We start from the raw sequence: 22,175 nt of genomic DNA, 5'->3' as shown, positions 1-22,175 counted from the left end.
TATGACTAGCGGCTTTACCCACATCACCGTACTGCTCGACGAAGCCGTAGAGGCTCTCGCGGTGCGCGCTGATGGCTGCTATATGGACGGCACGTTCGGGCGCGGCGGGCATAGTCGACTGGTGTTACAGAAGCTTGGCCCTGATGGCCGATTGCTAGGATTTGACAAGGATCCTCAAGCAATTGCCACCGGGCAAGCGCTAGCGGCCGAAGACGGCCGCTTTGTCATTGTGCAGCGTAGCTTCGCCGAGTTGGGCTCGGAGGCTCAAGCACGCGGGGTTGCAGGCAAGGTCAGCGGAATCCTGCTGGATCTGGGCGTCTCTTCACCTCAGCTGGATGATCCCGAGCGCGGCTTCAGTTTCATGAATGACGGCCCGCTGGATATGCGCATGGACCCGACACGAGGCATCAGTGCTGCCGAGTTCATCGCCACTGCGCCAGTCGAAGAAATTGCCCGGGTATTCAAGGAATACGGTGAAGAGCGTTTCGCCAAGCGCATGGCGGGCGCCGTCGTTGCGCGCCGCGAAGTACAGCCGTTCGAGCGAACTGCCGATCTGGCTGAAGTCCTCAAGGTAGCCAATCCTGCTTGGGAAAAAGGCAAGAATCCTGCGACCCGTGCTTTCCAGGGGCTGCGCATTCACGTCAACAACGAGCTGGGCGATCTGGAAACCGGTCTTGAGGCCGCACTTGATGCGCTGGAAGTCGGTGGTCGTCTGGTCGTTATCAGCTTTCACTCGCTGGAAGATCGCATCGTCAAATTGTTCATGCGCAAACTCGTCAAGGGTGAGGCGGACAATATGCCGCGTAACCTGCCGATCCAGTACAAGGCCTTCGAGCCCAAAATCAGGCTTATCGGCAAAGCCCAGTTCGCTTCGGACGAAGAAACCAAAGCCAATCCGCGTTCGCGCAGTGCCGTCATGCGTGTAGCGGAGAAGCTCAGGTGAGCCGCTTGTTCCTCAAGCCTTTGCCAGGTGGCAGCTTCTTCATGCTGCTGCTGTTTGTTGCTGTCCTTGTTTCGGCGATTGGCGTGTCATACAGCGCGCACTGGAATCGTCAGTTGCTCAACTCGCTGTACTCCGAGCTGAGCGTGCGTGACAAGGCGCAGGCTGAATGGGGTCGTCTGATTCTTGAGCAGAGCACCTGGACAGCACATAGCCGTATCGAAACCCTGGCCACTGAACAACTGAAGATGCGCATCCCCAGCGCAGCTGAAGTCCGGATGGTGGCGCCATGATGAAGCTCGACGGCGCACTTTACCCATGGCGCTTCCGCGTAGTCGTCGGCTTACTGCTGGCACTGGTAGCTGCTATCTGCTGGCGCATCATCGACCTGCAAGTGATCGATCACACCTTCCTGAAGGAACAGGGTGACGCGCGCAGTCTTCGACATATTCCAATTCCGGCGCATCGCGGTCTGATAACGGACCGTAACGGTGAGCCTCTGGCTGTCAGCACTCCAGTAACCACGCTGTGGGCCAACCCGAAAGAAATGCAGCAGGACAAGAGCAAGTGGGCGGTTCTGGCCACGGCGTTGGGGCAAGACCCCAAGGCTCTTGCCGAGCGACTCGACTCGCAAGCCGGTAAGGAATTCATCTATCTGGTTCGTGGCCTGACGCCTGAGCATGGTCAGGCTGTTCTGGATTTGAAAGTGCCCGGCGTCTACGGCATCGAAGAATTCCGCCGTTTCTACCCGGCAGGCGATGTCACTGCACATATGGTCGGCTTCACCGACCTGGATGATCACGGTCGCGAAGGTGTCGAACTTGCCTACGACGACTGGCTTGCTGGTGTGCCCGGCAGAAGACAGGTCATCAAGGACAGGCGCGGACGACTCATCAAAGACGTTCAGGTCACCAAAAACGCCAAGGCTGGAAAGACCTTGGCTTTGTCTATTGATCTACGCCTGCAATATCTGGCCACTCGCGAACTGCGTAACGCAATCGTCGAGAACGAAGCCAAAGCAGGCAGCATGGTGATCATGGACGTCAAAACCGGTGAGGTGCTGGCGATGGTCAACTCGCCAACCTATAACCCGAATAATCGCCGCACTATGGTTCCGGCAGCGATGCGTAACCGGGCGATCATTGACGTGTTCGAGCCAGGCTCGACCATGAAACCGATCTCCATGACCGCCGCGCTGGACAGTGGCCGCTGGAAACCGACTGACAAGGTCGAGGTTTATCCAGGCACCTTGCAGATCGGTAAATACACGATCCGTGACGTTACCAAGACCGAAGGGCCGGTCCTCGATCTGACTGGAATTCTGATCAACTCCAGTAACGTCGGCATGAGTAAAGTCGCGTTCGATGTGGGCGGCGAAGCGATCTTCCAGGCCATGCAGCGTGTAGGTCTGGGCCAGTACACAGGGTTGGGCTTCCCCGGTGAACGTGTGGGTAACTTGCCGAACTACCGTGAGTGGCGCAAGGCTGAAACTGCAACGCTATCTTACGGGTACGGCCTGTCGGTGACGGCTTTGCAGCTGGTTCATGCCTACGCCGCCATTGCCAACAATGGCCGCATCGTGCCGCTGACTATCTTGAAAAGTGACAACCCTCCCGTCGCGACTCAGGCCATTCCGGAAGCGACGGCCAAGACCTTGCAGACCATGTTGCAGGCTGTGATCGAAGACTCACGCGGCGTTTATCGTGCCCGCGTTCCCTCCTATCACGTCGCTGGCAAGAGTGGTACGGCGCGTAAAACCTCAGTCGGCACCAAGGGTTACGCAGAGAACTCCTACCGCTCGCTGTTTGCTGGCTTCGGTCCGATGAGCAACCCGCGTTATGCCGTGGTTGTCGTGATTGATGAGCCAAGCAAAGGCGGCTACTACGGCGGCCTGGTTTCTGCTCCTGTTTTCAGCAAGGTCATGTCCGGCACATTGCGCCTGATGAACGTGACGCCTGACAACCTGGCTCCGATTCCGCCGGAGCAGGTCAATGCAGCACCCGTCGTTAAAGGAGGGCGTGGTTGATGTCGTCCAGCCTGAACAAGATTTTTGCCCATGCTTCCAGCGATCTGCAGATTCGCGAGTTGACGCTGGACAGCCGTAAAGTGCGCGGCGGCGATTTGTTTCTCGCCGTTCCCGGCGGCCGCTTTGACGGTCGCGATCACATCACCGACGCTTTGGCGCATGGTGCCGCAGCGGTGGCCTATGAAGTTGAAGGCGCGAAAGTATTGCCGCTTACTGATGTACCGATGATTCCGGTCAGAGGCCTTGCTGCTCAGTTGTCGGATATTGCCGGGCGTTTTTATGGTGACCCGAGCCGCAGCCTGAATATGGTTGGCGTGACGGGCACCAACGGCAAAACCAGCGTGACCCAGTTGGTCGCGCAGGCGCTGGACTTGTTGGGTCAGCATTGCGGCATTGTCGGGACGTTGGGTACCGGCTTCTACGGCTCATTGCAGAGCGGTCGGCACACCACTCCGGACCCTATCGCGGTGCAGGCAACACTGTCTGACCTGAAAAAGGCCGGTGCACGCGCAGTCGCAATCGAAGTTTCGTCCCATGGTCTGGATCAGGGCCGAGCAACGGCTCTGGCCTTTGATGTCGCGGTACTGACCAATCTGTCCCGTGACCACCTGGACTACCACGGCACCATGGAAGCTTACGGCGCGGCGAAAGCCAAGCTGTTCGCCTGGTCCGACCTGCGTTGCCGGGTGATCAACATCGATGATGAGTTCGGTCGCACTCTGGCAGCTGAAAAGCGCGAGTCCCGGCTGATCACCTACAGCCTGGAAGACTCCAGCGCTTATCTGTATTGCCGCGATGCGAAATTCGACGACGAAGGCGTGCGCGCCACTCTGGTTACACCGCAAGGTCAGCACTTGTTGCGCAGTAGCCTCTTGGGCCGTTTCAACCTGAGCAATGTACTGGCTGCCGTTGGCGCATTGCTGGGCCTGGACTATGCGCTGGACGAAATCCTCAAGGTGCTGCCGAAGCTGGAAGGCCCGGTAGGGCGTATGCAGCGTCTGGGCGGTGGTGAGAAGCCGCTGGTGGTGGTCGATTACGCCCACACCCCTGACGCGCTTGAAAAAGTACTGACTGCGCTGCGTCCTCATGCCAAGGGGCGTTTATCGTGCCTGTTTGGCTGTGGCGGCGATCGTGACCGCGGCAAGCGTCCGTTGATGGCCGAGGTCGTCGAGCGCCTGGCCGACAGCGTGCTTGTCACCGACGACAACCCGCGTACCGAGGCCCCCGCGCAAATCTTCGATGATATTCGTCAGGGTTTCAGCGCAGCACAAAATATCCGTTTTGTAGAAGGTCGCGGTCAGGCGATTGCCGAGATTATTGCCGGCGCTGCGGCCAGCGATGTGATTGTGCTCGCTGGCAAAGGTCACGAGGACTATCAGGAAATCAACGGCGAGCGCCAGCCATTTTCCGATCTGGAAGAAGCTGCCAAGGCGTTGGCCGCGTGGGAGGTAACCCATGCTTAGGCCGTTATCTCTCAGTGAATTGACCACTGTGCTTGATGCACGTCTTGTGGGTGACGATCGCACGTTCGATGGCGTGAGTATCGACAGCCGCGCTATCAGGCTCGGTCAGCTGTTTGTAGCCCTGACAGGCCCGCGTTTTGATGGCCATGATTACCTGAATCAAGTTGCAGCCAAAGGCGCTGTAGCGGCATTGGTCGAGCGCGAAATTCCGGATGCTGTGCTGCCGCAACTGGTGGTACTCGATACCCGCAAGGCGCTTGCCCAACTGGGTGCGCTCAACCGCAATGCTTTCGTCGATAAGCCGGTGGCAGCGATTACCGGTTCCAGCGGCAAGACTACTGTCAAAGAGATGCTCGCCAGCGTCATGCGCACCAAGGGGCCGGTCCTGGCTACCCGTGGCAATCTGAACAATGAACTGGGCGTGCCTCTTACCCTTCTTGAACTGGCGCCTGAATACTCGGCTGCCGTGATTGAAATGGGTGCGTCTCGTGTAGGCGAAATCGCCTTCACTGTCAGTCTGACCAAGCCTCACGTGGCGCTGATTACCAACGCGGGTACTGCTCACGTCGGCGAATTCGGCGGACCTGACAAAATAGTTGAAGCCAAAGGCGAGATTCTCGAAGGACTCGACAGCTTTGGCGTCGCTGTTCTTAACAAAGACGACAAGGCTTTCCCGATCTGGGCAGCCCGTGCAGGTGATCGCCGCATCGTGAGCTTCGCGATTGCGGATCAGAGCGCCGACTTCCATGCGCAGGAGCTGACTCTCGATGCTCGGGGTTGCCCCGGCTTTATCTTGAAGAGCCCGCTGGGCTCGGCTCCGGTCCAACTCAATCTGCTGGGCGTGCATAACGTGGCCAATGCGTTGGCTGCTGCGGCTGCTGGTCATGCCATGGGCGTTGATCTGGCCGGTATCGTTTCCGGGCTCAACGCTGTCCAGCCTGTCAAAGGCCGCACAGTTGCGCAGTTGGGTCTCCATGGTGTGCGCGTTATTGATGACTCCTACAACGCCAACCCAAGCTCAATCAATGCTGCCGTAGACATCCTCACCGGTTTCCCTGGCCGCACCGTGCTGGTCCTCGGCGACATTGGCGAGCTGGGCGACTGGGCCGAACAAGGTCATCGCGATGTCGGGGCTTATGCCGCGGGCAAAGTGTCGGCGCTATACGCCGTTGGTCCGTTGATGGCCCACGCAGTCAAGGCCTTCGGCGAGCATGCGCGCCATTTTGCCAATCAGACTGACCTGATCGCTGCGCTGGGCGCCGAGCAGAATCCTCAAACCACAATATTGATCAAGGGCTCGCGGAGCGCTGCGATGGAAAACGTCGTTGCCGCCCTATGCGGTTCTAGCCTGGAGACACATTAATGCTGCTGCTGCTGGCCGAGTTTCTGCAACAGTTCCACAAAGGCTTCGCGGTCTTCCAATACCTGACCCTGCGCGGGATCCTCGGCGTGCTTACTGCATTGTCGCTGTCGCTGTGCCTGGGGCCCTGGATGATCCGTGCATTGCAGATGCGCCAGATCGGTCAGTCCGTGCGTAACGACGGGCCGCAGTCTCACCTGTCCAAATCCGGTACGCCGACCATGGGCGGGGCGTTGATCCTGTCGTCCATTGGCATCAGCACGTTGCTCTGGGCTGACCTGAGCAATCGCTATGTGTGGGTGGTGCTGCTGGTGACACTGTTGTTTGGTGGTATCGGCTGGGTGGACGATTACCGCAAAGTCATCGAAAAGAACTCGAAAGGCCTGCCGAGTCGCTGGAAGTATTTCTGGCAGTCGGTGTTTGGTCTTTGCGCAGCGATCTTCCTGTATGTGACCGCGCCTTCGGCCGTAGAAACCACACTGATCATTCCGATGTTCAAAGACGCCAGTATTGCGCTGGGCATCGGCTTCATCGTGCTGACCTATTTCGTGATCGTCGGCTCCAGTAACGCAGTCAACCTGACCGATGGCCTCGACGGCCTGGCCATTCTGCCAACCGTACTGGTGGGCGGTGCGCTGGGTATCTTCTGCTACCTGTCCGGCAACGTGAAGTTCGCTGAGTACCTGCTGATCCCCTATGTACCGGGCGCAGGCGAACTCATTGTGTTCTGCGGTGCGTTGATCGGTGCCGGGCTTGGGTTTCTATGGTTCAACACCTATCCGGCCCAGGTCTTCATGGGTGACGTCGGCGCACTGGCATTGGGTGCAGCGCTGGGCACCATTGCGGTCATCGTTCGTCAGGAAATCGTTCTGTTCATCATGGGCGGTGTGTTTGTGATGGAAACCCTGTCAGTCGTCATTCAGGTTGCATCCTTTAAGTTGACCGGCCGCCGCGTTTTTCGCATGGCGCCGATCCACCACCACTTTGAACTCAAAGGCTGGCCCGAGCCGCGTGTGATTGTCCGTTTCTGGATCATCACCGTGATTCTCGTGTTGATCGGTCTTGCCACGCTGAAACTGAGGTAGAACGAGTGTCTCTTATCGCTTCAGACCATTTCCGCATCATTGTCGGCCTCGGCAAGAGCGGCATGTCCCTGGTTCGCTTTCTGGCGAGCCGGGGCGTGTCGTTTGCCGTCGCTGATACGCGGGAAAATCCACCGGAACTGGCGACACTGCGTCGCGATTATCCGCAGGTGGATGTGCGTTGTGGCGAACTGGACGTCGAATTCCTGTGCCGTGCGGACGAGTTGTACGTGAGCCCCGGTCTTGCGCTCGCTACCCCGGCATTGCAGCAGGCCGCTGCCCGAGGCGTGAAGCTGTCCGGCGACATCGAACTGTTCGCCCGTAATGCCAAGGCCCCAATCATTGCCATCACTGGCTCCAACGCCAAAAGCACCGTGACCACGCTGGTTGGTGAGATGGCTGCGGCAGCGGGCAAGCGCGTTGCTGTTGGCGGCAATCTAGGGACGCCTGCGCTGGATCTGCTCAACGATGACATCGAACTTTATGTCATGGAACTCTCCAGCTTCCAGTTGGAAACCACCGATCAACTCGGCGCAGAAGTGGCGACCGTGTTGAACATCAGTGAAGACCACATGGACCGTTATAGCGGCTTGCCTGCCTATCATTTGGCCAAGCACCGGGTATTCCGTGGGGCTCGTCAGGTAGTCGTCAACCGTCAGGACGTTCTGACCCGGCCGTTGATTGGTGAAGGTCTGCCGTGCTGGACCTTTGGTCTGAACAAGCCCGATTTCCATGGCTTCGGATTGCGCGAAGAAGACGGCGAGAAATACCTCGCTTTCCAATTCGAAAACCTGATGCCTGTACGTGAATTGAAAATCCGTGGCGCTCATAACCAGGCCAACGCCCTGGCTGCGCTCGCGCTGGGCCATGCTGTCGGTTTACCGATGGACGCCATGCTTTCCAGCCTGCGTAGCTTCGGCGGCCTGGAGCATCGTTGCCAATGGCTGCGTGAGCGCAATGGCGTGAGCTATTACGACGACTCCAAGGCCACCAACGTCGGTGCTGCACTGGCCGCGATCGAAGGCCTTGGTGCTGATATCGAAGGCAAGCTGGTGTTGATCGCCGGCGGTGACGGCAAGGGCGCCGACTTCAGCGGCCTGCGTGCACCTGTCGCTGCCAACTGCCGCGCGGTGGTACTGATCGGCCGTGATGCCGAGCTCATTGCCCAGGCTCTGGGTGACGATGTAACACTGGTCCGCGTTGCAACTCTGGACGACGCTGTATTGCGTTGCGCCGAGATCGCACAGTCGGGTGACGCGGTACTGCTGTCTCCGGCGTGCGCCAGTTTCGACATGTTCAAAAACTACGAAGAGCGCGGTCGTCTGTTCGCGCAAGCCGTGGGGGACTTGTCATGATTTTCGGCGTAATCAAGCCATTCCCGTCCCCGATAATCAGTGGTCGTGGTATCGACCTTGATTTTCCTATGCTGGCTGGCTGCCTGGCTTTGTTGGGCCTGGGCCTAGTGATGATCACCTCCGCTTCCTCTGAAGTGGCTGCGGTGAACTCCGGCAACACGCTCTATATGATGACTCGCCATTTGATCTACATGATCATCGGCATCTTCGCTTGTGGCTTGACCATGATGATTCCGGTCGCCACCTGGCAGCGTCTGGGCTGGATGATGCTATTGGGCGCATTTGGTCTGTTGGTCATGGTGCTGGTACCGGGTATTGGCCGTGAGGTGAACGGCTCGATGCGCTGGATCGGCTTCGGCATGTTCAACGTACAGCCTTCGGAAATCGCCAAAGTCTTCGTGGTGATTTTCCTCGCCGGTTACCTGATTCGCCGCCAGCAGGAAGTTCGCGAAAGCTGGATGGGCTTCTTCAAGCCATTCATCGTCCTGCTGCCAATGGCCGGTCTGCTGCTCATGGAGCCTGACTTCGGTGCCACCGTCGTGATGATGGGCGCTGCGGCGGCCATGCTGTTCCTTGGTGGTGTGGGTCTGTTCCGCTTCAGCTTGATGGTAGCTCTGGCGGTCGGCGCAGTGTTCGTGCTGGTGCAAGCGCAACCGTATCGGATGGCGCGTCTGATTACCTTCACCGACCCGTGGTCTGATCAGTTCGGTTCCGGCTATCAGTTGACCCAGGCATTGATCGCCTTCGGCCGTGGTGAATGGCTGGGCGTTGGTCTGGGCAACAGCGTACAGAAGCAGTTCTATCTGCCAGAGGCCCACACTGACTTTGTGTTCTCGGTACTCGCCGAAGAGTTGGGCGTTGTGGGCTCGCTGCTGACCGTAGCGCTGTTCGTATTCGTCAGTATTCGCGCGATGTACATCGGCATGTGGGCCGAGCGCGCCAAGCAATTCTTCGGTGCCTACGTGGCCTACGGTCTGGCTTTCCTGTGGATCGGTCAGTTCCTGATCAATATCGGTGTGAACGTCGGCCTGTTGCCAACCAAAGGTCTGACCTTGCCGTTCCTTAGTTACGGCGGCAGCTCGTTGGTGATCTGCTGCGCAAGCCTGGGTCTGCTGCTGCGGATCGAGTGGGAGTCGCGCAACAACATGGGCAGCGAAGAAGCCGAGTTCAATGAAAGTGACTTCGCCGAGGAGCCCAACCATGGACGCTAATGTGCTGATCATGGCTGGCGGCACCGGTGGGCACGTGTTCCCGGCCCTGGCGTGCGCGCGAGAGTTTCAGGCTCGCGGCTACAAGGTTCACTGGCTCGGTACGCCACGCGGCATTGAAAACGAACTGGTGCCGCAGGCTGGATTCGCCTTGCACCTCATCAATGTCACCGGTTTGCGAGGCAAGGGCCGCCTGTCCTTGCTCAAGGCACCGCTGATGTTGCTCAAAGCCTTGATGCAGGCCCGCAAAATCGTGCGCGAGTTGAAGCCGGTTTGCGTGGTGGGTTTCGGTGGTTATGTCACCGGTCCAGGCGGCCTTGCCGCGAAGCTGGGCAAAGTCCCTTTGATCATTCATGAGCAGAACGCTGTTGCCGGTACTGCCAATCGCAGTCTGGCCTCGTTCGCGAGTCGGGTGTGTGAAGCTTTTCCGAACACCTTTGCTGCTTCGGAAAAACGCCGCACTACGGGTAACCCGGTGCGTACCGAGCTGTTCCTGGAAACTCCGCGTCAGGCGCTGGCCGGGCGCAAGGCTCGCTTGCTGGTGCTGGGCGGCAGTCTGGGAGCCGAGCCGCTGAACAAATTATTGCCGGAGGCGCTTTCGCTGGTGCCTGCCGAGTTTCGGCCTGAGGTCTTTCATCAGGCTGGCAAGAATCACGATGAAGTCACCGCTGAGCGTTATCGCACTGCCGGTGTCGAGGCGCAGGTCGCCCCGTTCATCAAAGACATGGCCCAAGCGTATGGCTGGGCCGACCTGGTGGTCTGCCGCGCAGGCGCATTGACCATCAGTGAATTGGCGGCGGCCGGACTGCCCTCGCTGTTGGTGCCGTTGCCCCATGCGATCGACGATCACCAGTCCCGTAACGCCGACTATCTGGCTCACGAAGGCGCCGCTTTCGTCATGCCACAAGCGACAACTGACGCAGCCGATATGGCGGCGCGTCTGAAAGAGGTTTTGATGCAACCCGAACAACTCAACACGATGGCTCGTACCGCCCGCCGGCTGGCCAAGCCTGATGCGACCAATACCGTTGTAGATATCTGTCTGGAGGTGGCTCATGGTTGAGAATCAACGCGCGATGCCACAGCCGGAAATGCGCCGCATCCGTCGCATCCACTTCGTCGGTATCGGCGGCGTGGGCATGTGCGGGATTGCCGAGGTGCTACTGAACCTGGGTTATGAAGTTTCTGGTTCCGACCTGAAGGCTTCCCCGGTGACCGAGCGTCTGGAATCGTTTGGTGCGCATATCTTCATCGGCCACCGCGCAGAAAATACTGTTGGCGCTGATGTGCTGGTGGTTTCCAGTGCCGTGAACACCTCCAACCCGGAAGTGGCGACTGCTCTTGAGCGTCGTATTCCGGTGGTGCCGCGTGCCGAGATGCTGGCCGAGCTGATGCGTTATCGCCACGGCATCGCCGTTGCCGGTACGCATGGCAAAACCACCACCACCAGCCTGATCGCTTCGGTGTTCGCGGCCGGTGGCCTGGACCCGACGTTCGTGATCGGCGGTCGTCTGAACGCTGCCGGTACCAATGCGCAGTTGGGCACTAGCCGTTACCTTATCGCCGAAGCCGACGAAAGCGATGCCAGCTTCCTGCACCTGCAGCCACTGGTTGCCGTCGTCACCAACATCGACGCCGATCACATGGCGACCTACGAAGGTGACTTCAACAAACTGAAGAAAACCTTCGTCGAGTTCCTGCATAACCTGCCTTTCTACGGCTTGGCGGTGGTGTGTATCGATGACCCGGTGGTGCGGGAAATCCTGCCGCAGGTCAAACGTCCAACCGTGACTTATGGTTTCACCGAAACGGCTGATGTGCGCGCTATCAATGTGCGCCAGGAAGGCATGCTGACGTTTTTCACTGTATTGCGTCGCGACCGCGAGCCGCTGGACGTATCGGTGAACATGCCGGGCAACCACAACGTACTCAATTCGCTGGCGACCATTGCCATTGCGACGGATGAAGGCGTCAGTGACGAAGCCATTGTCCAAGGCCTGTCGGGCTTCCAGGGCGTCGGTCGACGCTTCCAGGTGTACGGCGAGCTGCCAGTTGAAGGCGGCAACGTCATGCTGGTGGATGACTACGGTCACCATCCGCGTGAAGTTGCAGCGGTGATCAATGCGGTCCGCGGTGGCTGGCCGGACCGTCGTCTTGTCATGGTTTATCAGCCACACCGCTTTAGCCGAACTCGCGATCTCTACGACGATTTCGTGCAGGTACTGGCCGAGGCCAATGTGCTGCTGCTGATGGAAGTCTATCCGGCAGGCGAAGAGCCGATCCCGGGTGCGGACAGCCGCAACTTGTGCCACAGCATTCGTCAGCGTGGCCAACTGGACCCTATCTACATCGAGCGCGGCGTCGAGCTGGCGCCGTTGGTGAAACCTTTGCTGCGTGCGGGCGACATCCTGCTTTGCCAGGGCGCCGGTGATATCGGCGGGCTGGCTCCACAGCTGCTGAGAAGCCCGTTGTTCGCGGGTGCAGTCATCGCGCCTACCGAAGGGAAGCTGAAATGACTGCGCCACTGCAATCGTCCCTGCTCTCGACGCTGGAGCCGAAATCCTTCGGCCGCGTTGCCGTGCTGTTCGGCGGCAAGAGCGCTGAGCGGCCGGTTTCATTGAAGTCAGGGCAAGCGGTGTTGCAAGCGTTGCAGAGCGCCGGTGTCGATGCATTCGGCATTGATGTCGGTGACGATTTCCTGCAGCGTCTGGTCAGTGAAAAGATTGATCGGGCGTTCATTGTTTTGCACGGACGCGGTGGCGAAGACGGCACCATGCAAGGCCTGCTGGAGTGTCTGGAAATCCCGTACACCGGCAGCGGCGTACTGGCTTCAGCGCTGGCGATGGACAAGCTGCGGACCAAGCAGGTCTGGCAGAGTCTTGGCCTGCCAACGCCTTTGCACGCGGTGCTTGGCAGTGAATCGGATTGTATTTCTGCGGCTGCGGAACTGGGCCTGCCTTTGATCGTCAAACCGGCTCATGAAGGTTCCAGTATCGGTATGGCCAAGGTGACCAGCGTCGAAGAATTGATCGTCGCGTGGAAAGCCGCCAGTACCTACGATTCGCAAGTTTTGGTTGAACAATGGATTCAAGGTCCGGAGTTCACCATCGCATCGCTGCGTGGCCAGGTGTTGCCTCCCATCGGCCTGGGCACTCCTCACAGTTTTTACGACTACGACGCCAAGTACCTGGCTGACGATACCCAGTATCGGATTCCGTGCGGGCTCGATGACACCAAGGAACAGGAACTCAAGCAACTGACCGCTCGCGCTTGCGAAGCAGTTGGCGTTACCGGCTGGGCGCGTACCGATGTGATGCAGGATGCCAACGGCAAGTTCTGGCTGCTGGAAGTGAACACAGTGCCGGGCATGACCGATCACAGCCTGGTGCCGATGGCGGCCCGCGCGGCGGGGCTGGATTTTCAGCAACTGGTGTTGGCCATTCTGGCTGACAGCGTCCAGGTGCGGGGGTAAGTCATGAACGCGACGGCGCGTCATCAGCCTCCAGCAACCGGCCGCAAGCCGGTGCCGCGTGGTGCCAGTCGCATGGTTGCCAAAGAGCCGCTGTCGGCACGTTTGCCGAAAGCCAAGGTGGGCGGTTTCTTTAAAAAGCTGGGCTGGTTGGTACTGATGGTTGCGTTGGGTTATGGCGTTTATGAGGGCGCGCAGCGGTTGCTGCCCTACGCCGACCGGCCGATCACCAAGATCAATGTTCAGGGCGACCTGAGCTATATCAGCCAGCAAGCGGTGCAGCAGCGGATCGCGCCTTATGTAGCGGCGAGCTTCTTCACCATCGATCTCGCTGCTATGCGCAGCGAGCTGGAAAAGATGCCGTGGATTGCCCACGCAGAAGTACGACGTGTATGGCCGGATCAGGTTGTGATCCGCCTGGAAGAACAATTGCCAGTGGCGCGCTGGGGCGATGAAGCTTTGCTCAACAATCAGGGCGAAGCATTTACACCACGCGAGCTGGCCAATTACGAACACTTGCCGCAATTGTTTGGCCCGCAGCGGGCTCAGCAGCAAGTGATGCAGCAGTATCAGGTGTTGAGTCAGATGTTGCGCCCAATGGGGTTCTCCATCGCTCGGCTGGAATTACGTGAACGTGGGAGCTGGTTTTTGACCACGGGCGCGGGCAGTGCGGGTCCCGGTATCGAATTGTTGCTGGGACGCGATCGCCTTGTAGAAAAAATGCGCCGTTTTATCGCCATTTACGACAAAACGCTTAAAGAACAGATCACGAATATTGCGCGCATCGACCTGCGCTACTCCAACGGCCTTGCCGTCGGGTGGCGCGAGCAGACAGCGCCTCCGACGGACAAACCCGCCGTCGCGAAGAATTGACAAGAGGCAGGACCATGGCAAACGTGCAAAGCGGCAAAATGATCGTTGGCTTGGATATCGGCACCTCCAAGGTGGTGGCGCTGGTAGGCGAAGTCGCGGCCGATGGCACGCTGGAAATCGTCGGTATCGGTACTCATCCATCCCGCGGCCTGAAGAAGGGCGTGGTGGTGAATATCGAATCCACCGTTCAGTCGATCCAGCGCGCAGTGGAGGAGGCCCAGTTGATGGCGGGCTGCCGTATTCACTCGGCGTTCGTCGGGGTGGCAGGCAACCACATTCGCAGCCTCAATTCCCACGGTATCGTCGCGATTCGCGACCGTGAGGTCAGCTCGGCGGACCTGGAGCGCGTACTCGACGCCGCTCAGGCTGTCGCTATTCCGGCTGACCAGCGCGTATTGCACACCTTGCCGCAGGATTACGTGATCGATAACCAGGAAGGCGTTCGTGAGCCACTGGGCATGTCGGGCGTACGTCTGGAAGCCAAGGTGCATGTGGTGACCTGCGCCGTGAACGCTGCGCAGAACATCGAGAAGTGCGTGCGTCGCTGCGGTCTGGAAATTGACGACATCATTCTTGAGCAACTGGCTTCGGCGTACTCGGTCCTCACCGATGACGAAAAAGAGCTGGGCGTCTGCCTGGTGGATATTGGTGGCGGCACGACCGACATCGCGATCTTCACCGAAGGCGCGATTCGCCACACCGCGGTGATCCCGATTGCCGGTGATCAAGTGACCAACGATATCGCCATGGCCTTGCGTACCCCGACGCAATACGCCGAAGAGATCAAGATTCGCTATGCCTGTGCCTTGGCCAAACTGGCCGGTGCAGGTGAGACGATCAAAGTGCCAAGCGTTGGTGACCGTCCACCTCGCGAACTGTCGCGTCAGGCCCTGGCCGAAGTGGTCGAGCCTCGCTACGACGAACTGTTCACCCTGATTCAGGCGGAACTGCGTCGCAGTGGTTACGAAGATCTTATCCCGGCCGGCATCGTGCTGACCGGCGGTACCTCGAAAATGGAAGGCGCGGTCGAACTGGCCGAGGAAATCTTCCATATGCCGGTGCGCCTGGGTGTGCCGCATAGCGTTAAAGGGCTCGCAGATGTCGTGCGTAACCCGATTTATTCCACCGGTGTCGGCTTGTTGCTGTACGGGCTGCAAAAGCAGTCTGACGGTTTCTCTTTGTCCGGGATCAGTAGTAGCAGTAGCGGCTATGGAGATGAGCCTAAAGCTCCAGTGCTTGAACGCTTCAAGCGCTGGGTGCAAGGCAACTTCTAAGCCTCAAAGCAGTAATGGCAGCAGTGGGCACCAGGCAAAAAAACTAGAGAATGAAAGGAGAGGGAAAATGTTCGAACTCGTAGACAACGTCCCGCAAAGCCCGGTAATCAAAGTTATCGGTGTGGGTGGTGGTGGCGGCAACGCCGTTAATCACATGGTCAAGAGCAACATCGAAGGTGTGGAATTCATCTGCGCCAACACTGATGCTCAAGCGCTGAAAAACATCGGCGCGCGTACCATCCTGCAACTGGGTACTGGCGTTACCAAAGGTCTTGGCGCTGGCGCCAACCCTGAAGTTGGCCGTCAGGCTGCTCTGGAAGATCGTGAGCGCATTGCAGAAGTTCTGCAGGGCACCAACATGGTTTTCATTACCACTGGCATGGGCGGCGGTACCGGTACCGGTGCAGCTCCGATCATTGCTGAAGTGGCCAAGGAAATGGGCATCCTCACCGTAGCGGTGGTGACTCGTCCGTTCCCGTTCGAAGGTCGCAAGCGTATGCAGATCGCCGATGAAGGCATCCGCATGCTGTCTGAAAGCGTTGACTCGTTGATCACCATTCCTAACGAGAAGCTGCTGACCATCCTCGGTAAAGACGCCAGCCTGCTGTCGGCTTTCGCCAAGGCAGACGATGTTCTGGCCGGTGCTGTTCGCGGTATCTCCGACATCATCAAACGTCCGGGCATGATCAACGTCGACTTCGCCGACGTGCGTACCGTGATGAGCGAAATGGGCATGGCGATGATGGGCACTGGCTGCGCCAGCGGTCCGAACCGTGCACGTGAAGCGACCGAAGCAGCCATTCGTAACCCGCTGCTCGAAGACGTTAACCTGCAGGGCGCTCGCGGCATCCTGGTCAACATCACCGCCGGTCCTGACCTGTCTCTGGGTGAGTACTCGGACGTAGGTAGCATCATTGAAGCGTTCGCTTCCGAGCACGCAATGGTCAAGGTCGGTACTGTTATCGATCCGGACATGCGCGACGAGCTGCACGTGACTGTGGTTGCCACTGGTCTGGGCGCGAAAATCGAGAAGCCGGTCAAGGTTATCGACAACACCCTGCAAACTGCCCAGCCGTCTCAGGCTCAGCCTGCTGCTGCTCGTCAGGAAGCCCCGTCGGTCAACTACCGCGACCTGGATCGTCCTACCGTGATGCGCAATCAGGCTCACGCAGGCGCTACAGCCGCAAAAATGAGTCCGAATGACGATCTGGATTACCTGGATATCCCGGCTTTCCTGCGTCGTCAGGCTGATTGATGAAATGTATCAGGGGTATTAGGGTGATTGGTGTTCAGCAAAGGCCGGGTCTGCTATCATCGCCAGCCTTTGTTGATACCAGTTCGCAACTTGCGCTGAAGCGGCCAATGCCATGATTAAACAACGCACCCTGAAAAATATTATCCGTGCCACAGGTGTCGGTCTGCACTCCGGGGAGAAGGTTTACCTGACCCTCAAGCCTGCACCTGTGGATACCGGTATCGTGTTCGTACGTGCTGACCTCGACCCCGTCGTGCATATTGCTGCCCGCGCGGAAAATGTCGGTGACACCACTCTGTCGACCACGCTGGTCAGCGGTGATGTCAAAGTCGACACCGTAGAACATTTGCTCTCGGCCATGGCTGGCCTGGGCATCGATAACGCTTACGTTGAACTCTCTGCCTCCGAAGTTCCGATCATGGATGGCAGCGCGGGTCCCTTCGTATTCCTGATTCAATCGGCTGGCCTGGAAGAACAGGACGCGCCGAAGAAATTCATCCGGATCCTGCGGGAAGTGACACTGGAGGAGGGCGGTAAACGCGCTACTTTCGTGCCTTTCGAAGGGTTCAAAGTCAGTTTCGAGATCGATTTCGATCACCCGGTCTTCCGCGACCGCACCCAAAGTGCAAGCGTGGACTTTTCCAGCACTTCCTTCGTGAAGGAAGTCAGCCGTGCCCGGACCTTCGGGTTCATGAGTGATATCGAGTACCTGCGCAAGCACAATCTCGCACTCGGCGGCAGTGTGGAAAACGCCATCGTGGTGGACAAGGATGGCGTACTGAACGAAGACGGCTTGCGTTACGAGGACGAATTCGTCAAACACAAGATTCTTGATGCAATTGGTGACCTCTACCTGCTGGGCAACAGCCTGATAGGTGAGTTCATTGGCTTCAAGTCGGGGCATGCACTGAACAACCGTCTTCTGCGTAAATTGATCGCCGAAACAGACGCGTGGGAAGTTGTGACTTTCGAAGATGCCAGTACTGCACCGATCTCTTACATGCGCCCTGTAGCGGCAGTGTAAGGTCAGCTTTACTCTCCTTCCTTTTTGTTGTTTTTGAAGGCTGCCCTCGGGCGGCCTTTTTTTATTCTTCATTTGCCGCTTCACGTGTGCCATCAGGAATACAGCTGGATTCCTGAAGGTGATACCGCGTGACGGTAACTGTCCTTAGCCGACCAATACTTCCTCACTGCGCTTGGTCCAAAGCGCCATTGAGCTATTCTTTAGGAAGTGTCCTACGTGCAGGAAGGCGGTTTCTCACATTAATTCCTGAGGCCTTCGTTCAAAGTCGCTCGCCGGGTATCAGCAGATTTTCTGCTTTTCGATACTCCTTTGAGTTGCTTGTCCGCACGGAGACAAATCATGGAATTTTCAATCCCGAAAGGGAGTTCATTGCTGACTACACTTTCACTGTCTTTGGGCATCGGCCTGTTGTCCGGGGCGCTGCCTATTAGTGAAGCCGCGGCAAATGCCGCTTCGAAGTTGGCAACCTGTGAAACCTGCAATTTCCGAGATGGCTACGCTGTCGTCAACGGGGATAAAACGCGCCTGCACTATGTCGCCGGTGGCAAGGGCCCCGCACTTCTGTTGATACCCGGGTGGCCGCAAACTGCGTACACGTGGCATAAAATCATGCCTGCTCTGGCCGATAAATTCACGGTGATTGCCGTTGATCCGCGAGGATTGGGCGACTCGAACAGGCCCGTGGCCGGATACGATACGGATAATGTGGGGCGCGATTTGCATGAGCTGATGCAACAGCTCGGGCATTCGACCTATCAGGTTGTCGGGCATGATGTCGGGATGTGGATCGGTTACTCGATGGCGGCTAACTATCCTGATGCCATCTCCCGCATTGTTCTCTCTGAAGCGGGCATTCCTGGGCTTGATCCGCTACGCTCCTGGCACTTCGCTTTTAATCAACTTGTGGATCTGCCAGAAGCGCTGATTGAGGGTAAGGAACGTATTTACCTGGAGTGGCTATTCAACAGCTTTGCTTACAGGCCGAGCGATCTGGCAACCGAAGAGTATGTCCGCGCTTATTCCAAACCTGGGGCCATGCGGGCCGGGTTCGCCTATTACCGCGCCATCCCTGAAACGATCGAGCAGAATAAAAAACATGCGGCTGTTCCGCTGAAAATGCCCGTGTTGACCGTGGGTGGTGAGTTCGCAAGAGGCAGTGGACTCAAAGCGATGCTGGACCCGGTTGCGGCCAATGTGACAGCCCGTGTTATCAGCGGCGCGGGACATTATCCTCAGGAGGAAGCCCCGCAGGAGATGCTGAAGGTGCTGATGGAGTTTCTCGACGCGAAGCAGTAGCCAAAACTTGTGGTTGCGCCAGTCAGTCGGTTTCTGCTCAGGCCTTGGGCTTGGCGTGACTCGCCAGGCGTTCCAATGCGGCGCGTAACCCGGGATCAGTGATGCCGTCAGCCGTCGCTTGAATGCTCTCGGCTGCCGCGGTGGACAAATCCATCGTGTGGCCCGTCGCGCCCTGAGGGGAGGTGGGTGGCTGCACCTTGAAGACAATGCGAGTCAGATTGGCGAATTCGTCGAATGCGGTCAGTTGCCGTTGGAGACGCTTCTGCTGATAGCGCAAACGGGTCGCCCAATGACCGTCCGTCACAATCAACAGCAGGCTGCCTTCGCGCCAGGAAGCGACATGACAATGTTCGCGCGCAGCCGGTTGCAGCTGGCTTTCGAGTAGCCGCTGCAAGTGCCCCAAACGCTGCGCATGATGAAAAATACCTTTAAGAGGTTTCGCTTCACGTAGCAGTACAGCAGGTGCCCGAGCGGGGAGTGGACGGAACGCCATGAGTGAAAACCCTGGATGACAAGTTTGTCATGTTATCAGAAAGCGCCCGCCAGCCCTTGTTTCAAGCGGGTTTGGGAGATTTGTGCGCAAAATCAACGGTTAACTTCTGCTCTTGACGGGTTGAACTCTCAGGAAATGACCCTATCTACAAACTGCCCCGTCACAGCGCTGTGCCAGCATCGTGGAATAACGCCACTTTCCTCACCATCGTTTCCGGGTAGAATGCTCGTTCGCATGCGGCCATGAGGGCTGCACGGGCGACTCACGGGGCCGCCCTCCATTCCTATGTCTGGAAGATCCTGTCGATATGTTTGCGCCTTTGTTAAAAAAACTTTTTGGAAGCAAGAACGAGCGTGAAGTGAAGCGCATGCTCAAGACGGTACAAGTCGTCAATGCCTTCGAAGAGCAAATGGTGGCCCTTTCGGACGAGCAACTACGTGCCAAGACCGAAGAGTTCAAGGCCCGCTTAGCCAAAGGTGAGACCCTCGATAAGCTGCTTCCTGAAGCTTTCGCGGTCGCGCGTGAAGCGGGTAAGCGCGTCATGGGTATGCGCCACTTCGACGTTCAGTTGATTGGCGGCATGACTCTGCACGAAGGCATGATTGCCGAGATGCGTACCGGTGAAGGTAAAACCCTGGTGGGTACGCTGGCGGTTTACCTCAATGCGCTGTCCGGGAAGGGCGTGCACGTGGTAACGGTCAACGATTACCTGGCTCGTCGTGACGCCAACTGGATGCGTCCGCTGTATGAGTTTCTCGGTCTGAGCGTCGGCATCGTCACGCCTTTCCAGCCGCCTGAAGAAAAGCGTGCGGCTTACGCGTCGGACATCACCTACGGCACCAACAACGAGTTCGGTTTCGACTATCTGCGCGACAACATGGCGTTCAGCATGGACGACAAGTTCCAGCGCGAACTCAATTTTGCCGTGATCGACGAAGTGGACTCGATCCTCATCGACGAAGCACGTACTCCGCTGATCATCTCCGGTCAGGCTGAAGACAGCTCCAAGCTCTACACCGAAATCAACCGCCTGATCCCGCGCCTTGTGCAGCACATCGAGGAAGTGGAAGGCGAGGTGACCAAAGCCGGTCACTACACCGTTGACGAGAAAACCCGTCAGGTTGAACTGAACGAAGCCGGTCACCAGTTCATCGAAGAGATGCTGACTGAAGTTGGCATGCTGGCTGAAGGCGAGAGCCTGTATTCGGCACACAACCTGGGTCTGCTGACTCACGTCTATGCTGGTTTGCGTGCGCACACGCTGTTCCATCGCAACGTCGAGTACATCGTTCAGGACGGCCAGATTCTGCTGGTCGACGAGCACACCGGTCGTACAATGCCGGGTCGCCGCCTGTCCGAAGGCCTGCACCAGGCCATCGAAGCGAAGGAAAACCTGAATATTCAGGCCGAAAGCCAGACCCTGGCGTCGACTACCTTCCAGAACTACTTCCGTCTGTACAACAAGCTGTCCGGCATGACCGGTACAGCGGACACCGAAGCGTTCGAATTCCACCAGATCTATACCTTGTCGGTTATGGTCATTCCGCCAAACAAGCCGTTGGCGCGTAAAGACTTCAACGACCTCGTATACCTGACCGCGGAAGAGAAGTACGCGGCCATCGTGACCGACATCAAGGCCTGTCTGGCCGAGAATCGCCCGGTGCTGGTAGGTACTGCGACCATCGAAACTTCCGAGCACATGTCCAAGCTGCTTAATCAGGAAGGTATCGAACACAAGGTTCTGAACGCCAAGTTCCACGAAAAAGAAGCTGAAATTATTGCTCAGGCAGGTCGTCCTGGCGCGCTGACCATTGCTACCAACATGGCCGGTCGTGGTACCGACATCCTGTTGGGCGGTAACTGGGAAGTTGAAGTTGCTGCGCTGGAAAACCCGAGCCCGGAGCAAATCGCACAGATCAAGGCCGATTGGCAGAAACGCCATCAGCAAGTGATCGAAGCAGGTGGTCTGCACGTTATCGCTTCCGAGCGTCATGAATCGCGTCGTATCGACAACCAGCTGCGTGGCCGTGCCGGTCGTCAGGGCGACACCGGTTCGAGCCGCTTCTACCTGTCGCTGGAAGATAGCCTGATGCGTATCTTCGCCTCTGATCGGGTGAAGAACTTCATGAAAGCGCTGGGCATGCAGTCCGGTGAAGCGATTGAACACCGCATGGTGACCAACGCGATCGAGAAGGCACAGCGCAAGGTTGAAGGGCGTAACTTCGATATTCGTAAGCAATTGCTCGAGTTCGATGACGTATCCAACGAGCAGCGTAAAGTGATCTACCACATGCGTAACAGCCTGCTGGCCGCTACCAACATTGGTGACACTATCGCCGAGTTCCGTGAAGACGTGCTCAACAGCCTGATCAGTCAGCACATTCCGCCGCAGTCGATGCCGGAACAGTGGGACGTTCCAGGTCTGGAAGCCGCTCTGGAAAGCGATTTCGGTGTGAAGCTGCCGATTCAGCAATGGCTTGATGAAGACGATCACCTGCACGAAGACACGCTGCGTGTGAAGCTGCTCGAAGAGCTGCTGGGCGCGTATAACGAGAAAGAAGAGCAAGCCAGCGCCGATGCGTTGCGCACCTTCGAGAAACAGATTCTGCTGCGCGTTCTGGACGATCTGTGGAAAGACCACCTGTCGACCATGGATCACCTGCGTCACGGTATTCACCTGCGTGGCTACGCTCAGAAGAACCCGAAGCAGGAATACAAGCGCGAGTCCTTCACCCTGTTTCAGGAGCTTCTGGATTCGATCAAGCGCGATACCATCCGTGTGTTGTCACACGTTCAGGTACGCCGCGAAGATCCGGCCGAGGAAGAAGCTCGTCTGCGTCGCGAAGCCGAAGAGCTGGCGCAGCGCATGCAGTTCGAACATGCTGAAGCGCCAGGCCTTGAGCAGCCGGAAGCTCTGGTTGAAGAGGGTGTTGATGTCGCCTCCATACCGGTCCGTAATGACCAGAAGCAGGGTCGCAACGAGCTGTGCTGGTGTGGTTCGGGCAAGAAGTACAAACACTGCCACGGTCAAATCAACTGATACTGATTTGAACCCGT

The 22,175-nt window shown here is 57.9% G+C and carries 18 protein-coding genes; 17 read left to right on the top strand and 1 reads right to left on the bottom strand.

The features are described from left to right. The first annotated feature begins 1 nt into the window (after position 1). The 16 genes from rsmH (at position 2) to AUC61_RS05565 (ending at position 18,625) form a co-directional block, all read left to right on the top strand. Positions 2-943, top strand: coding sequence for a 16S rRNA (cytosine(1402)-N(4))-methyltransferase RsmH (rsmH, locus tag AUC61_RS05640; protein WP_243245310.1), 942 nt, complete (start codon positions 2-4; stop codon positions 941-943). Next, on the top strand, positions 940-1,233 hold the full coding sequence (gene ftsL / locus AUC61_RS05635; protein ID WP_122662710.1) for a cell division protein FtsL: 294 nt from the start codon (positions 940-942) through the stop codon (positions 1,231-1,233). The genes rsmH and ftsL overlap by 4 nt, the downstream gene beginning before the upstream one ends. Then, positions 1,230-2,966: a peptidoglycan D,D-transpeptidase FtsI family protein gene (locus AUC61_RS05630; protein ID WP_243244880.1), complete on the top strand. Its 1,737-nt coding sequence runs from the start codon at positions 1,230-1,232 to the stop codon at positions 2,964-2,966. Before ftsL ends, AUC61_RS05630 begins: the two co-directional genes overlap by 4 nt. Beyond that, positions 2,966-4,429, top strand: a complete 1,464-nt coding sequence (locus tag AUC61_RS05625; RefSeq protein ID WP_243244878.1) for a UDP-N-acetylmuramoyl-L-alanyl-D-glutamate--2,6-diaminopimelate ligase — start codon at positions 2,966-2,968, stop codon at positions 4,427-4,429. The genes AUC61_RS05630 and AUC61_RS05625 overlap by 1 nt, the downstream gene beginning before the upstream one ends. Continuing rightward, positions 4,422-5,792, top strand: coding sequence for a UDP-N-acetylmuramoyl-tripeptide--D-alanyl-D-alanine ligase (locus AUC61_RS05620; RefSeq protein WP_243244876.1), 1,371 nt, complete (start codon positions 4,422-4,424; stop codon positions 5,790-5,792). Before AUC61_RS05625 ends, AUC61_RS05620 begins: the two co-directional genes overlap by 8 nt. Further along, positions 5,792-6,874 (top strand): phospho-N-acetylmuramoyl-pentapeptide-transferase, encoded by a 1,083-nt coding sequence (mraY, locus tag AUC61_RS05615; RefSeq protein ID WP_027900240.1) that lies wholly within the window; start codon positions 5,792-5,794, stop codon positions 6,872-6,874. The genes AUC61_RS05620 and mraY overlap by 1 nt, the downstream gene beginning before the upstream one ends. Positions 6,875-6,879: 5 nt before the next feature. Beyond that, entirely contained in the window at positions 6,880-8,226 is a 1,347-nt protein-coding gene (gene murD / locus AUC61_RS05610; RefSeq protein WP_243244874.1) for a UDP-N-acetylmuramoyl-L-alanine--D-glutamate ligase, read from the top strand. Next, positions 8,223-9,437 (top strand): putative lipid II flippase FtsW, encoded by a 1,215-nt coding sequence (gene ftsW / locus AUC61_RS05605; protein ID WP_087264848.1) that lies wholly within the window; start codon positions 8,223-8,225, stop codon positions 9,435-9,437. Before murD ends, ftsW begins: the two co-directional genes overlap by 4 nt. Further along, positions 9,427-10,497, top strand: a complete 1,071-nt coding sequence (murG, locus tag AUC61_RS05600; protein WP_243244873.1) for an undecaprenyldiphospho-muramoylpentapeptide beta-N-acetylglucosaminyltransferase — start codon at positions 9,427-9,429, stop codon at positions 10,495-10,497. The genes ftsW and murG overlap by 11 nt, the downstream gene beginning before the upstream one ends. Beyond that, positions 10,490-11,950 (top strand): UDP-N-acetylmuramate--L-alanine ligase, encoded by a 1,461-nt coding sequence (gene murC / locus AUC61_RS05595; protein ID WP_122662698.1) that lies wholly within the window; start codon positions 10,490-10,492, stop codon positions 11,948-11,950. Before murG ends, murC begins: the two co-directional genes overlap by 8 nt. Then, complete coding sequence (locus AUC61_RS05590; RefSeq protein WP_243244871.1) at positions 11,947-12,906, top strand: D-alanine--D-alanine ligase; 960 nt, start codon at positions 11,947-11,949, stop codon at positions 12,904-12,906. The genes murC and AUC61_RS05590 overlap by 4 nt, the downstream gene beginning before the upstream one ends. Before the next feature lie 3 nt (positions 12,907-12,909). Then, positions 12,910-13,776, top strand: a complete 867-nt coding sequence (locus tag AUC61_RS05585; protein ID WP_243244870.1) for a cell division protein FtsQ/DivIB — start codon at positions 12,910-12,912, stop codon at positions 13,774-13,776. A 14-nt stretch (positions 13,777-13,790) separates the two neighbouring features. Further along, entirely contained in the window at positions 13,791-15,050 is a 1,260-nt protein-coding gene (ftsA, locus tag AUC61_RS05580) for a cell division protein FtsA (protein ID WP_027900247.1), read from the top strand. Between the two features lie 67 nt (positions 15,051-15,117). Further along, positions 15,118-16,305 (top strand): cell division protein FtsZ, encoded by a 1,188-nt coding sequence (ftsZ, locus tag AUC61_RS05575; protein ID WP_027900248.1) that lies wholly within the window; start codon positions 15,118-15,120, stop codon positions 16,303-16,305. 112 nt (positions 16,306-16,417) lie between these two features. After that, positions 16,418-17,329 (top strand): UDP-3-O-acyl-N-acetylglucosamine deacetylase, encoded by a 912-nt coding sequence (lpxC, locus tag AUC61_RS05570; protein ID WP_027900249.1) that lies wholly within the window; start codon positions 16,418-16,420, stop codon positions 17,327-17,329. Positions 17,330-17,668: 339 nt separating this feature from the next. Further along, positions 17,669-18,625 (top strand): alpha/beta fold hydrolase, encoded by a 957-nt coding sequence (locus tag AUC61_RS05565; RefSeq protein WP_243244868.1) that lies wholly within the window; start codon positions 17,669-17,671, stop codon positions 18,623-18,625. A gap of 37 nt (positions 18,626-18,662) precedes the next feature. Here the strand turns inward: AUC61_RS05565 and AUC61_RS05560 are convergent, their stop codons facing one another. Continuing rightward, positions 18,663-19,118: a DUF721 domain-containing protein gene (locus tag AUC61_RS05560; protein WP_243244866.1), complete on the bottom strand. Its 456-nt coding sequence runs from the start codon at positions 19,116-19,118 to the stop codon at positions 18,663-18,665. Positions 19,119-19,425: 307 nt separating this feature from the next. Between AUC61_RS05560 and secA the strand changes: the two genes are divergently transcribed. Beyond that, positions 19,426-22,158: a preprotein translocase subunit SecA gene (gene secA, locus AUC61_RS05555; protein WP_243244865.1), complete on the top strand. Its 2,733-nt coding sequence runs from the start codon at positions 19,426-19,428 to the stop codon at positions 22,156-22,158. Positions 22,159-22,175 lie beyond the last annotated feature (17 nt).

The organism is Pseudomonas maioricensis (assembly GCF_022790535.1).
In the GTDB taxonomy this organism is placed as follows: Bacteria; Pseudomonadota; Gammaproteobacteria; order Pseudomonadales; family Pseudomonadaceae; genus Aquipseudomonas; species Aquipseudomonas maioricensis.
This window is presented reverse-complemented; position numbering and strand designations above follow the sequence as displayed.

What these genes read in the sequence shown, in the direction of transcription:
- AUC61_RS05590 (WP_243244871.1), top strand. Translation starts at nt 11,947, where the DNA reads ATGACTGCGCCACTGCAATCGTCCCTGCTCTCGACGCTGGAGCCGAAA.
- ftsZ (WP_027900248.1), top strand. Translation starts at nt 15,118, where the DNA reads ATGTTCGAACTCGTAGACAACGTCCCGCAAAGCCCGGTAATCAAAGTT.
- ftsW (WP_087264848.1), top strand. Translation starts at nt 8,223, where the DNA reads ATGATTTTCGGCGTAATCAAGCCATTCCCGTCCCCGATAATCAGTGGT.
- AUC61_RS05565 (WP_243244868.1), top strand. Translation starts at nt 17,669, where the DNA reads ATGGAATTTTCAATCCCGAAAGGGAGTTCATTGCTGACTACACTTTCA.
- AUC61_RS05625 (WP_243244878.1), top strand. Translation starts at nt 2,966, where the DNA reads ATGTCGTCCAGCCTGAACAAGATTTTTGCCCATGCTTCCAGCGATCTG.
- mraY (WP_027900240.1), top strand. Translation starts at nt 5,792, where the DNA reads ATGCTGCTGCTGCTGGCCGAGTTTCTGCAACAGTTCCACAAAGGCTTC.
- murG (WP_243244873.1), top strand. Translation starts at nt 9,427, where the DNA reads ATGGACGCTAATGTGCTGATCATGGCTGGCGGCACCGGTGGGCACGTG.
- rsmH (WP_243245310.1), top strand. Translation starts at nt 2, where the DNA reads ATGACTAGCGGCTTTACCCACATCACCGTACTGCTCGACGAAGCCGTA.
- ftsA (WP_027900247.1), top strand. Translation starts at nt 13,791, where the DNA reads ATGGCAAACGTGCAAAGCGGCAAAATGATCGTTGGCTTGGATATCGGC.
- lpxC (WP_027900249.1), top strand. Translation starts at nt 16,418, where the DNA reads ATGATTAAACAACGCACCCTGAAAAATATTATCCGTGCCACAGGTGTC.
- AUC61_RS05620 (WP_243244876.1), top strand. Translation starts at nt 4,422, where the DNA reads ATGCTTAGGCCGTTATCTCTCAGTGAATTGACCACTGTGCTTGATGCA.
- AUC61_RS05560 (WP_243244866.1), bottom strand. Translation starts at nt 19,118, where the DNA reads ATGGCGTTCCGTCCACTCCCCGCTCGGGCACCTGCTGTACTGCTACGT.
- AUC61_RS05585 (WP_243244870.1), top strand. Translation starts at nt 12,910, where the DNA reads ATGAACGCGACGGCGCGTCATCAGCCTCCAGCAACCGGCCGCAAGCCG.
- secA (WP_243244865.1), top strand. Translation starts at nt 19,426, where the DNA reads ATGTTTGCGCCTTTGTTAAAAAAACTTTTTGGAAGCAAGAACGAGCGT.
- AUC61_RS05630 (WP_243244880.1), top strand. Translation starts at nt 1,230, where the DNA reads ATGATGAAGCTCGACGGCGCACTTTACCCATGGCGCTTCCGCGTAGTC.
- murC (WP_122662698.1), top strand. Translation starts at nt 10,490, where the DNA reads ATGGTTGAGAATCAACGCGCGATGCCACAGCCGGAAATGCGCCGCATC.